The following is a 15,576-nucleotide window of genomic DNA, read 5'->3' on the forward strand; positions in this document are numbered from 1 at the left end:
GAGGACGGGCCGGACGCCGAAGGCGGGCCCTCAGAGCGCCGGGCTGACCGCCGCGAGCATGCGCCCCTCCGCGTACGCGAGCGCCGAGGGCGGCAACTGCCCCTCGCGGCCACTGAGCAGAACGGTGAGACCGGGCGGCGCGGCCGTGGCGTTCGTGCCGGCGAGCGCTCCGGTCCTGCGCAGCGCCTGGGCGGCCACCGCGCCGGCCGAGCCGTGCAGGACCAGGGGCGGCAGACCGGGCTGCTGGACGGCGGCGCGGATGCGCTCGGCGACCAGCTCGTAATGGGTGCAGCCCAGGACGACGGCCCTTACATCGGGCGGTGTGAGGGCCGCGGCGGCGGCGATCGTCTCGTCGATGGCCTTCTCGTCCGCGTACTCCACGGCGTCGGCGAGGCCGGGGCAGGGCACCTCGGTGACGTCGACGCCACCGGCGAAGTCGTCGATGAGCCCTCGCTGGTACGGGCTGCCGGTGGTGGCGGGGGTGGCCCAGATGGCCACGGGGCCGCCGCCCGCGGCCGCGGGCTTGATCGCCGGTACGGTCCCGATGACCGGGATCCCGGGCTCCAGGTGGGCCCGCAGCGTGGGCAGCGCGTGCACGGAAGCGGTGTTGCAGGCGACGATCAGCGCGTCGGGGCGGTGCGCGGCGGCGGCCTCGGCCACGGCGAGGGCGCGCCCCGTGAGGTCCTTCGGAGTACGCGGTCCCCAGGGCATCCCGTCCGGGTCCGAGGAGAGTACGAGATCGACGTCGGGCCGCAGGCGACGTACCGCGGCCGCCGCGGCGATCAGTCCGATACCGGAGTCCATGAGCGCGATCTTCACCCGGTCACCATAGTCGATGGGCCCCACAGGCACCGTCCCGTGGGGCAGACTTCGGCGGATGAGCGCCGTTGCGTGGACCGCCACCGGATCACTTGCCGCGTGGCTGTGGCTGTTGTTGGGGCAGGGCTTCTTCTGGCGTACGGATGTCCGTCTGCCACCGCGCAGGGACCCGGCCCCCTGGCCGTCGGTCTGTGTCGTCGTCCCCGCCCGCGACGAGGCGGCCGTACTCCCCCGGAGCCTGCCCTCGCTGCTCGCGCAGGACTATCCGGGGCGGGCCGAGGTCTTCCTCGTCGACGACGGCAGTTCGGACGGTACGGGCGAGCTGGCCCGCGCGCTGGCCGAGCGCCACGGCGGCCTGCCCCTGACCGTCGGCTCCCCCGGCGAGCCGCCCACGGGGTGGACGGGCAAGCTCTGGGCAATGCGCCACGGAATCGGCCTCGCCCGCGCGCGGGAGCCCGAATACCTGCTGCTCACCGACGCGGACATCGCCCACGGGCCGGACAGCCTGCGCCAGCTGGTGGCGGCGGCGCACGGCGGCGGCTTCGACCTCGTCTCCCTCATGGCCCGGCTGCGGGTGGCGAGCGTGTGGGAGCGCCTGGTGGTCCCGGCGTTCGTCTACTTCTTCGCGCAGCTCTACCCCTTCCGCCGCGTCGGCAGGAGGGGTTCGCGGACGGCCGCGGCGGCCGGCGGCTGCGTCCTGCTGCGTACGGACGCGGCCGAGCGCGCCCGGATCCCGGACGCCATCCGGCAGGCCGTGATCGACGACGTGGCGCTGGCGCGGGCGGTGAAGCGCTCCGGCGGCCACATCTGGCTCGGGCTCGCCGAACGTGTCGACAGCGTGCGCCCGTATCCGCGCCTGGGTGACCTGTGGCGGATGGTGTCGCGCAGCGCGTACGCGCAACTGCGGCACCATCCGCTGCTGCTGACCGGCACGGTCGGCGGCCTGGCTCTGGTGTATCTCGCCCCGCCCGTGACACTGTTCGCCGGTCTCGCGACGGGGAGCCGCGCGGCGGCGGTGGCCGGCGGCCTCGCCTGGCTGGTGATGACCGCGACGTACCTGCCGATGCTGCGCTACTACCGTCAGCCGCTCTGGCTCGCGCCCCTGCTGCCCGGCACCGCGTTCCTGTACCTCCTGATGACCGTGGACTCGGCGGTGCAGCACTACAGGGGGCGCGGTGCGGCGTGGAAGGGGCGTACGTACGCCCGTCCCGACGCCGCCGCCCCCGAACCCCCGTCCTCGCCCTCGCCCTCGCCCGAGCAGCCCTGACGGGTCACTTCCTGCCGGGCGTCCAGTTCATGCCCCATCCGTAGACGTGGTCGATGGTGCGCTGCGGGCTCACTCCGCGGTCCGGTACCAGGTAGCGGGCCTCGCGCTGGACGACGAGGTCGCCGCCGTTGTTGGTGAGCAGAGCCAGCGCGCACACGGTCGAGGGGACCGTGCACTCGTCGAGGGAGAAGTCGACCGGGGCGCCGTGCTGGGGCTGGAGGGTGACCGTGGCGTTGAGGTCGGCGAAGCTGCGCGCGCCTTCGTAGATGGTCACGAAGATGACGATGCGCCGGAAGTCCTTGATGTGGTCGAGGTTGATGGTGAGGTTCTCGCCGGTGGCGACGGCGCCGGTGCGGTCGTCGCCGTCGAGCAGGATGTACGGCGGCTGGTGCAGCGCTCCGAAGGCGTTGCCGAGCGCCTGGACTACTCCCTTGCGGCCGTCGGCGAGTTCGTAGAGGGCGCAGAGGTCGAGGTCGAGGTCGGCGTGCATGGCGACGGCTCTGCCGAGTTTGGCGCCCCACCCCTTGAACTGCTTGCGCACCTCCCAGTTGAGATTGACGCGCATGCCGCCCGAGGTGCCGCCCTGCTTGGTCAGGGAGACGGAAGGAGCGTCCTTCGTCAGCGTGACTTTGGTCAGGCGCACGGGGGCGGGGGCGGGTGGCGCTGCGGCGGGCGCGGGCGGGGCCTGGACTGCCGGGGGCGCTGGGGCCGGAGGGGCCACTGGGGCCGGAGGGGAGACCGGAGCCGGAGCGACCGGGGTGCCCTGAGCGGGCGTCGGCTGCTGCGGCTCGTCCACCGAGATGCCGTAGTCCGTCGCGAGGCCTTCGAGGCCGCTGCCGTACCCCTGTCCGACGGCGCGGAACTTCCACGCGCCCTGGCGCCGGTAGAGCTCGCCGAGGACGAAGGCGGTCTCCACGGTGGCATCCGAGCTGTCGTAGCGGGCGAGTTCGGCGCCGCTGGACGCGTCGAGGACGCGGATGTACAGACCGGGCACCTGCCCGAAGGTGCCGCCGTCGGCCGACGCCGCGAGCACCACGGTCTCGATCTCCGGTTCCACACGCACGAGGTCGACCGCAAGGACATCGCTCACACCGGTGCCGGAGCGCTGCTTGCCCTCGTGCCGCACCGCTCCGGAGGAATGAGCCGGCTGGTTGTAGAAGACGAAGTCCGCGTCCGAGCGCACCTTCCCCGACGAGGAGAGAAGCAGCGCGGACGCGTCGGCGTCCGGTACGCCGACTCCGGCGCCCCACCCCAGTTCGATCCGTACCGCGGGTGCCGGTACGGGAACATTCGATCCTTTAGACATTGACATGTCCGCCCCCATCACAAGTAGCCGCGTCCGGCGGGGCCGCCGTTTCCGTTCATGACCAACCTATTACCCGGCGGCCTGCGGCCGGGTCCACGACCACCCCGGGCCATGTCCCGCGCGGTGCCGTGCTGCCCGCGAAACCGCAGGCCGTACTCCCGGATCAGCAGCCAGGTCGCCCGCGCGTTGACCGCGAAGTGCCGGTCGAAGCTCTCCACCGTGGTGTCCAGCAGGCCGAGTCGACCGACTCGCAATGGCAGAGCACCAGCGCGGTGACGTCCCCCAACTCACGCTCGGCGCCGTCGAAGAGCCGAGCGAGCACGGCCGGGTCGCTCAGATCCGCCTCGACGGCGAGTGTTCTGGCCCCCCGCCAGGGCCCGCACCGCCGCGTCGGTTGTCGAAGCGGACCTCCAGGGTGGGCCAGCGCGCGGTCCACCGCGTCAATGCGTCCACGGTCAGCGACCCCGGCGGGCAGAGCGACTCGGCGGGAAGGAAGTGGACGACCGTACCGGTGGTCCCGTCGGTCTCCAGAGGCGTCAGGTCAGTCACTGGAACACCGCCCTCATAGCGCTGGCTCCAGGCGCCGTCGCGACGGCGGTTGGTATGGATCAGCCACTCACTGAGCGCCGCCACGACGGACATGCCGCGACGCGGATGCCCGTCCGGAAGCCGCTCCGCGTCCGGGGAGCCGAAGAACCGCAGGTCCTCCGTCGCCATCACCGGCTTCTTGACGATCCGACCGCGGTCGTCGACGCGAGTGTCGGTGCCCCGTCCGTTGTCCGCCACGGACACAGAGCCGTCGCCGTGCAGGGTGATCAGGCACCGGCCTCCCGCTCGACTCGATGCCTCATCGGCGGCATACGCAACGACTTCGAGGACGAGGTGCCCCGGGCCGCAGGGAGCGAACCGCTCCGGCTCTCGGCGGATCCGGGCTAGATGGCCCAAGTCCACATCACGAGCCCAGTCATGCGTGGTGTTGATCCAGTCAGCTCTTGATCCATCCATTCCGCGAGTATCCAGTCTCTCGTTCCGCTCAGGGCGGCTCCCCTGGGCGGGAGGCCGGAAACCCGGCCCTTCTTCCTGCGGTTCGTGCGGAACGCAATTGCTCGGTCAGGTCTCTCACTAGCCGTACGGCTGTACCCCCTCTGAGAGGAGTTGTTCTGCATGATGCGTCGCGTTCGTGTCCTGCTGCTGACCGCCCTGGCGCTGGTCGCGGCCTCCGTGGTGTCGTCCGCTCCGGCCTCCGCCGTCATCGGCGGGTCCAAGAGCACCTACGGCCCGTGGGCCGTCCGCATGCTCGTCGACGGCAAACCGGCCTGCACCGGGACGGCAGTCGCCCGCCAGTGGATCCTCACCGCCTCGCACTGCTTCTACGAGCAGGCGCAGCCGGTCGCCGACAAGCGGATCTCCTTCCGCGTGGGCAATCTCGACATGCGCAGGGGCACCAAGGTCCGCCCCATCCCCCACAAGCGCGTCGGTAGCGCGCACTCCGACATGATGCTCGTCAAGGTCCCGCCGATGAACGTCCGCACGGCGCGCCTGTCCACGGTCGGCGTCCGCGTCGGCCAGGCCGTGCGTCAGTACGGGTGGGGCGCTACCTGCACGACGGACGAGAGCGCCTGCCAGTCGCCCGTACTCAAGCAGTCGGACCTGAAGGTCGTACGGCCGGACGACCCCCGCTGCGCGAACCACACCATTCCGGGCGGCCCCGACTTCTGCATGAAGAAGGTGAAGGGGATTCCCGCCGGAGGTGACTCCGGCGGCCCGGTGATGACCGTCGGCCCGCGCGGCACCGAAACCCTCATCGGCGTCTTCAACGGCTCCGACCGCGAGAAGAGCGCCGAGGCCGGAGAGGTCTCCCAGCAGCTCTCCTGGATCCGCTCCGTCATCCGGCGATAGCGCCGACGCGCGGCTGAGGCAGGCACTCCGGCGGACCCTGGGCGAGCGTGGACCTTCCGCCTCAAGTGCCCCGGCGTGAGCCTCAGTCGCTACAGGCGACCGGCTCAGGACCGGCGTCGATCGCGTCGGTCGCGTCGATCGCGTCGGTCGCGTCGGTCGCGTCGGTCGCGTCGGTCGCGTCGGTCGCGTCGAGCACAGCGTCACCGTTCGCCCTCGCCCACTCGGTCAACATGTGGATCGGGTCGATCAACGTCGCCCCGAGCGGGGTGAGCTCGTACTCGACGCGGGGCGGCGCCTCGGCGTAGGCGTGGCGGCGGACGAGTCCGTGCGCCTGGAGCCGTCGGAGCGTCTGGGTGAGCATCTTGCGGGAGATGCCGCCGATCAACTCGATCAACTCGCCATGGCGCACCGGGCCCTTGCTCAGGCCGTAGAGCACGACCACCGTCCACTTGTCGGCGATCAGCTCGACCGCCAGACGCGCCGGGCAGTCGGCGAGAAAGGGATCACCGGGGCCGAAACCGCTCATGGGGCCCAAGCTACCTGCGCCGAAGGCACTTGCTGGTTCCTGTCGGAAACCTAGCGTTGGTTCTCCTCTTCCCTACCTACCAGGAGAGCCATGCGAGCCATCACCCAGCAGACGTTCGGCGGCCCCGAGGTGCTCACCATCGTGGACGCGCCGGAGCCCCGGCCCCTGCCGACCGAGGCCCTCGTCCGCGTCAGGGCGATCGGGCTGAACCCGCTGGAGGCGCGCCTGCGCGCCGGAGAGTTCCCGCTGATCGGCCGGCCGCCGTTCGTCCTCGGCTGGGACATCAGCGGCGTGGTCGTGGGGACGCCGCAGACGTGGCGGTTCAGGCCCGGCGACGAGGTGTTCGGGATGCCGCTGTTCCCACGGGCCGCGAACGCGTACGCCGAGGTCGTGGCGTCTCCCGCCTTGCACCTGGTGCGCAAGCCGGCGGCGCTCTCGCACGTCGAGGCGTCGGCGCTGCCGATCGTCGGGCTGACGGCGTGGCAGGGCCTCGTCGACCTCGCCGGCGTGAAGGAGGGCGACCGCGTCCTGGTCCACGGCGGTGGCGGCGGGGTCGGTCACGTCGCGGTCCAGATCGCGAAAGCGCTCGGCGCGCACGTGATCACGACCGCCGGCCGGAGCAAGCGGGAGTTCGTCGAGGGGCTCGGCCCCGACGAGGTGATCGACTACACGGCGGTCGACTTCACCGAGAAGATCCGCGACATCGACGTCGTGCTCGACACGATCGGCGGCGACACCGTCGAGCGCTCGCTCGACGTGCTCCGCCCGGGCGGCCACCTCGTGACGGCGGTCGCCGAGCAGGACGCGAGGCTCGCCGCCAGGTACGAGGCGGCCGGCGTGCACTTCAGCGGCATAGCGGTCGACCCCGATCCGCTCGCCCTGCGAGCTCTCGTCGAACTCGTCGAACAGGGCAGGCTCCGGGTGCATGTACAGCGGACGTTCCCGTTCGAACGCGTCGCCGACGCACACCGACTGCTCGACGAAGGCCACCTCTTGGGCAAGCTCGTCCTCACCGTCTGATGCCGTCTGATGCCGTTCGGCGCGGGCTGGCGCCTCCGACAAAGCCTTTGCGCGGGCCGCCGCCCGAATGATGAGGTGGAGCGGTGACGGACCAGGAGGTGGAGGCGACGGTACGACCGCGGACGCTGGCTTGGGTGAAGCGGCATCTGGATGACGGTGAACGGGTCGTCGAGGCCGTGGCGCTGCACGGCGGCATCACGGCCGACATGCGGCGGCTGACCATCCGCACGCGGAGCGGAGGCACCCGGGGCCTGGTTCTGCGAAACTTCGTCGACCCGTACTACGTGCGGCAGGCCGCGGACTTGCTGGGCCGCGAGAGCGACGCCCTGCGACTGCTCACGGCGACCGGTGTCCCGGCACCCGAGCTGGTCGCGGTCGATCCGACCGCAGCACACTGCGAGTACCCGTCGCTCCTGATGACCCACCTGGAGGGCCGGCCGGCCCTCCACGACGAGGGGTTGGAGACACGTGTTCCGCTGCTGGCACGTCAGCTCGTGGCGATTCACGCGGTACGCCCCGGCCGGCCGCCCCGGAAGTACGTGGCGCTGACGACCGCCGAGAGCGTCGTAGTGCCGAAGGGCGCCGACGCGACGGTATGGGCCGCGGCGATCGACGTGATCCGCAAGCCTGCGCCGCCCCATGAAGAGCGCTTCCTGCACCGGGACTTCCAGCCCGGGAACGTGCTGTTCGACGAGGCGCCCGCGCAGTCGGCCGGTGCCCTGATCACCGGCGTCGTCGACTGGGCGGTGACCTCCAGCGGCCCGGCGGATCTCGACGTGGCGCACTGCTCGGCCAGTCTCGCGCTGCTGCACGGCCCGGCGTGGGGGCTGCGGTTCACCGAGGCGTACGAGGAGGCCGGCGGGGTGCTGGCCGCCGCCGCGAGCGAGCGGCTGTACTGGCAGGTGCGGGACGCGCTGGCGAGCTCGGAGGAGGTGCGGGAATTGGCCGAGCTGTGGCGGGAGGCAGGAAGGGCGGAGCTGACGACGCGCGTCGTGGAGGAACGGCTGGACGCCTACGTCACCGCCCTGATGGACGCACAGAGCTGAGCGCACCCCCGAAGCGAAGGGGCGGCCCCTTTCCGCCACCGGCCCCCGCGAACTGTGCCGAAACCCGTGCCGGTGCCACTCTGATGCCGACGCCACTGCGGACTCTCCCGCCTCAGGCGGTGGGCGCCGCCGATACCCCCACCGCACCGGTATGTCGACCTGTCAATCGGGCAAAAATGGCGCAAAAAGGATGACCCCAAGATTGGGACTCCCCAACCAGCACATCAAGGGCTTAACTTATGGAGCATGACCTCCCCCCGCTCCACCTATGGCGGCGGTTACTACTCCGCGCCGTCCTTCCCGGACACCCCTATCTACGACTCCCTCGTCGCCGAGCGGGGCACTCCGCAGATCGCCCCGATCCGGGTTCCCTCCGCGTACGACTCGGGCAGTCACCTGCCCGCGCTTCCGGCCGCGCTGCCCGCCCTGCCGGCCGCGCCGTCCCACCCCAACCCCGCGTACGGCTACGCGCAGGCCCAGCAGCCCGCACCGCTGCAGCAGGCGCCGTCGCAGTACATCCCACAACAGGCCGGTGGCCCGCGCGGCTACCCGGGCGCCCAGCCCCAGCGTCCCGCCCAGGGCACGGGGTACGAGGCGATGCGCCCCGCGGCCCCTCGTCCCGCCCCGGCGACGTACGAGGATCCGTACAACCGCCCCTACCGCGGGTACTGACCGCGCGCGGCCATCCCTGTCAGTGACCGCCGACAGGATGGCCGCATGCCGCGTCCGGGCCTCGTCTTCGACACGGGCCCCGGCTCCCTCATCACTTCGGGCGGAACCTGCGGCTCGAATCCACCGGAATCATCCGCATCGGTGACCCTCTGCCGGTCCTCGAATGATCCGGGCCCGGACGGGGAACGGGATGATGACGGGGAACTGGGTGACGGGTCACGGTCGTTGGGCATCGTGGATGTGAAGGGTTACGCGAAGGGGGCGTCCTCGGAGGGTGATTCCGCTCTCCGCTCCCGGCTCCCGCGCGTAGGCCGTGCCGTTTCTGGTCAAGACGGACGCGGAAGGGGGTGCAGGGCAGTGCGGGCAATCGTCGGCCTCTGGCGGTGGCGGCACAATCCACTGCGCCGCGGCACCGACCTCGTGGAGGCCTGGGTGGCTCTGGTCGCCCTGGTGTTGATCGTCGTCGCGGTCCCTGTCATCGGTGTGCTCACGGCGAGCCAGTCGCGGGACGCGCTCCTCGGCTCGGTGCGCCAGCAGCAAGAGCACCGCCACCGGATCACCGGCACCGTCCTGCGCAAGGTCGACTCTCCCCCGCTCGACCCCGACCCCGAGACGTCTTCCGCCCGTGACGCGCACAGCCGCGTACTCGCGCGCTGGACGGCTCCGGACGACACCGACCGCTTCGGCGTGGTCCTCTCCGACCTCAAGTCCCCGCACACCGGCGACCGCTTCAGGATGTGGACCGACGAGCGCGGCCGGGTCGTGGGCCGCCCGCTGGACGACGCGACCGCGACCACGCACGCCGTCCTCGCCGGCCTCGGCGCGGCCACGGCGGCCGCCGGACTCGTGGAGGGCACCCGCAGGCTGATCCTCTGGCGCATCGTGCGAGGACGCCATGCCCGCCTCGACCAGGCGTGGGCCAAGGCGGGACCGGACTGGGGCCGGACCGGCACCGGTTCCTGACCCCGCCCGGCGCCCTCGAACACGCCTGCCCGAGGCCGCGCAGGTGAGAGCCTGGCCATCGGGTCAACTCCGCATGCTCGCGCGCGCTACGGTGGACCGGCCGAACTCTTCGGCTCCCTGCGCAGTGACGGCACGACGACGCAGGATCCCGCGTACGACGAGGTGGGGGCAGAGCAACTCCATGGCACAAGGCACGGTCCAGGTGACGCACACCGGCACGTCGCGGTGGCGGCGCCGCACCGGCGAGTACGCCTCGCTCGCCGCTGCCTTGGAGGCCGCGAGCGACGGGGACATACTGACCGTCGCCGCCGGTACGTACCGCGAGAACCTCGTCGTCCAGCGCGCGGTGACGCTGCGCGGCCCCGAGAGCTCTCCCGGCTCGGTGCGCATCGCGCCGTCCGACGGTGTGCCGCTGACCATCCGCTCCTCCGCGGTCGTACAGGATCTGCACATCGAGGGCCAGGACTCGGCCGCGCCCGCGCTGCTCGTCGAGGACGGCGCCCCGGAGCTCATCGGCGTCCGGGTGGTGACGCGTTCGGCGGCCGGGATCGAGGTGCGCGGCGGGGCGCGGCCGACCGTGCGCCGCTGCACCGTCGACAATCCCGGCGGCGTCGGCATCGCCGTGCTCGACGGAGGTGGTGGTGTCTTCGAGGAGTGCGAGATCGTCGCGGCGGGCCAGTCCGGCGTCGCGGTGCGCGGCGGTGCCCATCCCCGCCTGGAGCGCTGCCGGGTGCACCACGCCTCGGGCGCGGGCCTCTCGGTGACCGGGGAGCACAGCGGGCTCGAGGCCATCGGCTGCGAGGTGTACGAGGTCAAGGGGTCCGGTGTGCAGGTCACCGGGCGGGCCGCGGCGCACCTGACCGACTGCGACGTGCACCGCACCACGTCCGACGGCATCACGCTCGACACGGACGCCGTGCTCACGCTCGCCGACTGCCGTATCCACGACATCCCGGAGAACGCGGTCGACCTGCGCTCGCGATCCGTGCTCACGCTGACCCGGTCCACGGTGAGCCGGTTCGGGCGCAACGGCCTCTCGGTCTGGGACCCGGGCACGCGCGTGGACGCCAATCAGTGCGAGATCCATGACAGTACGGGCGACTACCCGGCGGTCTGGGTCAGCGACGGCGCCGCCGCCGTCCTGGAGTCGTGCCGCGTGCACGACGTGCCGGACGCGCTGTTCGTGCTCGACCGCGGTTCGCGCGCCGACCTCGTCGACAGCGACCTCTCCCAGGTGCGCAACACCGCCGTGTCGGTGAGCGACGGTGCGACCGCGCAGCTCGACGACTGCCGCATCCGCGAGGCCGCCACGGGCGCGTGGTTCCGCGACCACGGCAGTGGCGGCACCCTCGCCAACTGCACGGTCGACGCCGTCCAGACGGGCGTGATCGTCACCAAGGGCGCCGACCCCACCATCGAGCGCTGCACCGTCACCTCGCCCGCCGAGGCCGGTTTCTACGTCTCCGCGGGAGGCCGCGGCAGCTTTCACGGCTGCCGGGTGAGCGGCAGCGGCGGCTACGGCTTCCACGTGATAGACGGCTGCCGTACGACGCTGAAGAAGTGCCGTACGGAGCGGTGTGCCCGCGGTGGCTTCGAGTTCGCCGAGGAGGGGCCGATCGTCGAGGAGTGCGCGAGCGACGAGAGCGGCGGCCTGCGTACTCCCTCGGCGGCGTCGGCGGCGCCCGCCGTCCAGACGGCCACGCAGACCGTCGGTCTGCTCGGCTCCCTGCCCGCCCAGCAGGCCCCGCAGGCCGCGGCCCCCGCCGCCGAGACGTCCTGCCGCGCCTCCAAGGAGGTGCTCGGTGAACTCGACGCGCTGGTCGGCCTGGACAGCGTCAAGCGGGAGGTGCGCGCCCTGACCGACATGATCGAGGTGGGCCGCCGCAGGCAACAGGCGGGTCTCAAGGCCGCGTCCGTCCGCCGCCATCTGGTCTTCACCGGCTCCCCCGGCACGGGCAAGACGACCGTCGCCCGGCTGTACGGCGAGATCCTCGCCTCGCTCGGCGTCCTGGAGAGCGGCCACCTCGTCGAGGTCTCCCGCGTCGACCTGGTCGGCGAGCACATCGGCTCGACGGCGATCCGCACCCAGGAGGCGTTCGACCGGGCGCGCGGCGGCGTGCTGTTCATCGACGAGGCGTACGCGCTGTCGCCGGAGGACTCCGGTCGCGACTTCGGCCGTGAGGCCATCGACACGCTGGTGAAGCTGATGGAGGACCACCGCGAGGCCGTCGTGGTGATCGTCGCGGGGTACACCGCGGAGATGAAGCGGTTCCTGTCCGTCAACCCCGGTGTGGCTTCCCGCTTCTCACGGACCATCACCTTCAGCGACTACGCCCCCGAGGAGCTGCTGCGCATCGTGGAGCAGCAGGCCGACGAGCACGAGTACCGCCTCGGCGCCGGTGCGTCCGAGGCGCTCCTGAAGTACTTCACCGCGCTCCCCAAGGGCCCCGCGTTCGGCAATGGCCGCACCGCGCGGCAGACCTTCGAGGCGATGGTGGAGCGGCACGCGGGCCGGGTCGCCCAGCTCGCCGAGGTGAGCACGGACGATCTCACCCTGCTGTATCCGGAGGATCTGCCGGAGCTGATGTGACTCCGTCCGCCGCCGGGGGCCTGGGTGCGGGGACGCCCGGCTTGAGGCGGGCCAGGAGCCGCGCGCGTTCCTCGGCGAACGCGGGATCGGCCTGGTAGTCGCCGTGCCCGAGGATCGGCGCCGGGAGCGGGTGCTCCTGGGTGCGGCCGTACGCGAGGGGGTCCTTGAGGGCGGGGCGGTCGACCTGCGGGCCGCAGTCGCCGTGGAGCTGGATGGGGCCGCCGATCGGGTCGGTGGGGCGGTGGAGGTTGCGCCAGCAGTCGACCTCGCGGTGCAGCGAGGAGAGGGCCGCCGGGCCGAAGTGGGCGGGGAACCAGCGGCCGTAGAGGCGCTCCAGGGGCGAGCCGTAGGTGAGCAGTGCGACGCGCCTGCGGACCGAGGGGCGCAGTTGCCAGGCCGCGGCCGCCGCGAGGACGCTGCCCTGGGAGTGGCCGGAGAGGACGAGGCGGCCGCCCGTGGCGCTGGTCGCCCGCGTCCAGGCCGCCATCCGCCAGGTGAGGTCGGGCACCGCGCGCTCGGCGTAGCAGGGCGGCGCGAAGGGGTGGGCGGCGCGCGGCCAGAAGGTGCCGACGTCCCAGAGGATGCCGATGGTGCGGCGGGCCGAGGGGTCCTTGTAGGCGCGGCGGCCCCAGGTGACGAAGAGTATGAAGCCGAGTCCGACCAGCCAGGAGCCGAGCGCCTGCGACGTCTGCGCCGCTCCCTCGAGAACGTCGGGCAGGCCCTGTGCGGCCTGCCCCGGGACCTCGTCCGTGACCCAGGCACCCGTGAGCGCCCCGGCGCCGAGCAGCAGGGTGACGGCGGAGATGATGCCGACGAGCAGCGGCGCGCGGTCGGTGAGGGCGGCACGCGCGCGGGTGCCCGCGATGCGGCGGGTGCGGGTGGAGTCCTTCGGCTCGCCGGGGTAGTCCAGCGGTACGTGCGCCATCTCGCGGCGCTGGTACTGGACGGTGCGCACGCCGAACCAGCCGCACAGCACCGCGACGACCACCAGGAGCAGCGGGATCGCGGACGCCTGCCAGGTGAGCAGTGCGGGCGGCCCGTCGATGGACCCATGGGTGCCGTCCAGCCAGTCGGAGACGCGCTGCGCCCCGCCACCGGTCATGACCCCGCCGAGGGCGCACGACAGCATGGCCACGGCGGGGCCGCCGAAGCCGCGGATGGCGGTGCGGGAGTCGGGCGAGGAGCGGTACAGGAAGTGGGCGGCGGCCGCGAGGCAGAGGACCAGGGCGCCCTGGACGAGCGCGATGCCGCCGAACGTGGCGTTGCCCGGCAGTCTGCCCTCGGAGCGCCAGCCGGGACGCGACCAGCCCGCGTACAGCAGGGCGAGGACGAACAGGGTGAGCGCGCCCAGCGGGAGGCAGCGCACCAGGGTCCTGTCCAGCTTGCGGTCGAGCCTGTGCTCGCTGCGCCCTCTGCGGCAGACCACCCAGACGACGACCGCGCCGCCGAGTGCGAGCGCCGAGTCGAGCGCCCAGCCGAGGGCGTCGAGCGGCGCGGGACCCCCGGGGCGCCGGTCGTGCCGCGCGGCCGAGGTGCCGACCGCCCCGGCGACGGTGAGCAGTCCCGCCGCCGTGTGGGCGGCGCGGAGCCGGGCCACCAGGCGCCGGCCGTACCAGAAGCCGGGCCTGCCGAGCGCGGTGCGGCTGGTCTCCTCCTCCGGGTCGGGCTGGTGGGGCAGGGGCTGCTGGGACTCGTACGCGCTCCAGGTGCGGTGGGAGAGGTACCAGAGCAGGCCGGTGAGCGCGGCGGGCAGGAGGGCGGCGAGGGCGAGGCGGCGGCCGGGCTGCGACCACCAGCCGCCGTGCCCGGAGGCGTCGGTGGCGAGGAAGCCGAGCCAGCCGTGGTCGTCACCGCAGCGGGGTGTGCCGGCGCACTGCCAGGCCGTGAGGTCGAGCGCGATCTCGCAGGCGGCGGCGACGAGCAGCACGGTGAGGGTGAGGCCGATGAGCCGCACCAGGAGGCCGTAGGTGCGCACGAGGCGTCTGCGGTGGCGGGAGGTGGGGCGCATCCAGTGGGCGATGTTGACGACCATGAAGGGCAGCAGCAGGAGCCACAGGGCGCGGGAGCCGTTGCCGGAGGTCAGGTTGCACCAGACGTACGCCTCGGGCACCGGTTTGCCGCGGTAGTCGTCGGGGCGCTGTTCGGCGTCGGCGTCCTCGGTGCGGCGGAAGACGGCCGCCGTGCCGTCGCCGGAGATCCGCACGGTGCGCGGATCGCCCAGCATCTCTTCCGGTGTGGTTCCCCCGACTCCATGGACCAGGAGTTCCAGGGCGGTCTCGTCCTGCGTCGCACGCTCCACTGTTCCGCTTCCCCGAGATACGCGTGGTGAGGGAACCAGAATCTCGGCTCGTGGCCCTCCGCGCACCCCTCCTCACGCAATCTCCTCCTTCCGCGCCGTTCCGCGGCCGTGTGGGGCCCCGGGCGGTGGTACGGGCGCCGGGGGCCCGTGCGAGGATGAGGCGGGGCGCCGGAGGGGCGTGACGGGTGTGACGCGGCAGAAGGGCCGGACCGGCGTGAGCGACCATCAGAACCTTCTCGCCGAGCAGCGCCGCGCTCTGATCCTCGACGAGGTGCGCCGCCGCGGCGGTGTCCGCGTCAATGAGCTCACCCGCAAGCTGGGCGTGTCCGACATGACGGTCCGCCGGGACCTGGACGCGCTGGCCCGCCAGGGGGTCCTGGAGAAGGTCCACGGCGGCGCGGTCCCGGTGGTCGAGGCGAGCACGCACGAGCCGGGGTTCGAGGCCAAGTCGGGCCTTGAGCTGACCGCCAAGGAGGACATCGCGCGGACCGCGGCGGCCCTGGTGGCGCCCGGCACGGCGATCGCCCTGTCGGGCGGCACGACGACGTACGCGCTGGCGCACCACCTCCTGGACGTGCCGGACCTGACGGTGGTGACGAACTCGGTGCGGGTGGCGGACGTCTTCCACTCCGCGCAGCGCACCTCGGGGCAGCGGCAGGGCGCGGCGACGGTGGTGCTGACCGGTGGCGTGCGCACGCCGTCGGATTCGCTGGTCGGTCCTGTCGCGGACCAGGCGATCGGGTCGCTCCACTTCGACGTGCTCTTCCTGGGCGTGCACGGCATATCGCCCAAGGCCGGTCTCTCGACGCCGAATCTGGCCGAGGCGGAGACGAACCGGCGCCTCGTGCGGTCGGCGCGCCGTGTGGTGGTGGTCGCGGACCACACCAAGTGGGGGACGGTGGGCCTGAGTTCGTTCGCCACGCTCTCGCAGGTGGACACGCTGGTCACCGACGCGGGACTGCCCGCGGAGGCGCGCGTGGAGATCTCCGAGCATCTGAACCGCCTGGTGGTCACGGGTGAGCGCGGGGCGGCCGGGAGCGCCGAGGACGCCGCCGGGGCCGGGACGGCCGCCGAGTCCGCCGGTGCGGGATCCGTCGGTGCCGAGTTCGACTCCGGGGTCCGGGCAGACATCTGACGGGCCGCCAGCTATCGTGACGGCTCCGGTCAAC

The 15,576-nt window shown here is 72.5% G+C and carries 13 protein-coding genes and 1 pseudogene; 8 read left to right on the forward strand and 6 right to left on the reverse strand.

Going from position 1 to position 15,576, the window contains the following annotated elements:
* Nucleotides 1–30: 30 nt before the first annotated feature.
* On the reverse strand, nucleotides 31–819 hold the full coding sequence (locus AC07DI_RS13855) for a glutamate racemase (RefSeq protein WP_384259000.1): 789 nt from the start codon (nucleotides 817–819) through the stop codon (nucleotides 31–33).
* Between the two features lie 58 nt (nucleotides 820–877).
* Between AC07DI_RS13855 and AC07DI_RS13860 the strand changes: the two genes are divergently transcribed.
* Nucleotides 878–2,086, forward strand: a complete 1,209-nt coding sequence (locus AC07DI_RS13860; RefSeq protein WP_478904519.1) for a glycosyltransferase — start codon at nucleotides 878–880, stop codon at nucleotides 2,084–2,086.
* A 4-nt stretch (nucleotides 2,087–2,090) separates the two neighbouring features.
* Here AC07DI_RS13860 and AC07DI_RS13865 read toward each other — a convergent pair whose 3' ends face one another.
* From AC07DI_RS13865 to AC07DI_RS13875, 3 genes and pseudogenes are all read right to left on the reverse strand, one after another.
* The gene (locus AC07DI_RS13865) at nucleotides 2,091–3,398 is read right to left on the reverse strand and encodes a TerD family protein (protein WP_478904521.1); all 1,308 of its coding nucleotides are present in this window, start codon (nucleotides 3,396–3,398) and stop codon (nucleotides 2,091–2,093) included.
* A gap of 110 nt (nucleotides 3,399–3,508) precedes the next feature.
* Nucleotides 3,509–3,816, reverse strand: a pseudogene (locus tag AC07DI_RS13870) (SDR family oxidoreductase); the annotation flags it as partial.
* Entirely contained in the window at nucleotides 3,726–4,178 is a 453-nt protein-coding gene (locus AC07DI_RS13875) for a hypothetical protein (protein ID WP_478904824.1), read from the reverse strand. The gene AC07DI_RS13875 and the pseudogene AC07DI_RS13870, both read right to left, overlap by 91 nt.
* Before the next feature lie 378 nt (nucleotides 4,179–4,556).
* Here AC07DI_RS13875 and AC07DI_RS13880 point away from each other — a divergent pair, with 378 nt between their 5' ends.
* The gene (locus AC07DI_RS13880) at nucleotides 4,557–5,291 is read left to right on the forward strand and encodes a S1 family peptidase (RefSeq protein WP_384259009.1); all 735 of its coding nucleotides are present in this window, start codon (nucleotides 4,557–4,559) and stop codon (nucleotides 5,289–5,291) included.
* Between the two features lie 82 nt (nucleotides 5,292–5,373).
* On the opposite strand, the gene AC07DI_RS13885 is transcribed toward AC07DI_RS13880, so the two are convergent.
* Complete coding sequence (locus tag AC07DI_RS13885; RefSeq protein WP_478904523.1) at nucleotides 5,374–5,817, reverse strand: winged helix-turn-helix transcriptional regulator; 444 nt, start codon at nucleotides 5,815–5,817, stop codon at nucleotides 5,374–5,376.
* A 90-nt stretch (nucleotides 5,818–5,907) separates the two neighbouring features.
* Here AC07DI_RS13885 and AC07DI_RS13890 point away from each other — a divergent pair, with 90 nt between their 5' ends.
* The 5 genes from AC07DI_RS13890 to AC07DI_RS13910 all read left to right on the forward strand — a co-directional run bounded on the left by AC07DI_RS13890 (nucleotide 5,908) and on the right by AC07DI_RS13910 (nucleotide 12,108).
* Nucleotides 5,908–6,837 (forward strand): NADP-dependent oxidoreductase, encoded by a 930-nt coding sequence (locus AC07DI_RS13890; RefSeq protein WP_478904525.1) that lies wholly within the window; start codon nucleotides 5,908–5,910, stop codon nucleotides 6,835–6,837.
* An 83-nt stretch (nucleotides 6,838–6,920) separates the two neighbouring features.
* The gene (locus AC07DI_RS13895) at nucleotides 6,921–7,883 is read left to right on the forward strand and encodes a phosphotransferase family protein (protein ID WP_478904527.1); all 963 of its coding nucleotides are present in this window, start codon (nucleotides 6,921–6,923) and stop codon (nucleotides 7,881–7,883) included.
* A 246-nt stretch (nucleotides 7,884–8,129) separates the two neighbouring features.
* Nucleotides 8,130–8,555: a DUF6643 family protein gene (locus tag AC07DI_RS13900; RefSeq protein WP_384259018.1), complete on the forward strand. Its 426-nt coding sequence runs from the start codon at nucleotides 8,130–8,132 to the stop codon at nucleotides 8,553–8,555.
* 357 nt (nucleotides 8,556–8,912) lie between these two features.
* Nucleotides 8,913–9,518, forward strand: a complete 606-nt coding sequence (locus AC07DI_RS13905) for an Rv1733c family protein (RefSeq protein WP_478904529.1) — start codon at nucleotides 8,913–8,915, stop codon at nucleotides 9,516–9,518.
* Nucleotides 9,519–9,699: 181 nt separating this feature from the next.
* Nucleotides 9,700–12,108: a right-handed parallel beta-helix repeat-containing protein gene (locus AC07DI_RS13910; RefSeq protein WP_478904531.1), complete on the forward strand. Its 2,409-nt coding sequence runs from the start codon at nucleotides 9,700–9,702 to the stop codon at nucleotides 12,106–12,108.
* Here AC07DI_RS13910 and AC07DI_RS13915 read toward each other — a convergent pair.
* Complete coding sequence (locus AC07DI_RS13915) at nucleotides 12,068–14,332, reverse strand: hypothetical protein (RefSeq protein WP_384259059.1); 2,265 nt, start codon at nucleotides 14,330–14,332, stop codon at nucleotides 12,068–12,070. The genes AC07DI_RS13910 and AC07DI_RS13915 overlap by 41 nt on opposite strands.
* A 289-nt stretch (nucleotides 14,333–14,621) precedes the next feature.
* Between AC07DI_RS13915 and AC07DI_RS13920 the strand changes: the two genes are divergently transcribed.
* Nucleotides 14,622–15,542, forward strand: coding sequence for a DeoR/GlpR family DNA-binding transcription regulator (locus AC07DI_RS13920; RefSeq protein WP_384259025.1), 921 nt, complete (start codon nucleotides 14,622–14,624; stop codon nucleotides 15,540–15,542).
* The last annotated feature ends 34 nt before the right edge of the window (nucleotides 15,543–15,576 follow it).

The sequence above is a fragment of the Streptomyces sp. NPDC044106 genome (genome assembly GCF_056433985.1).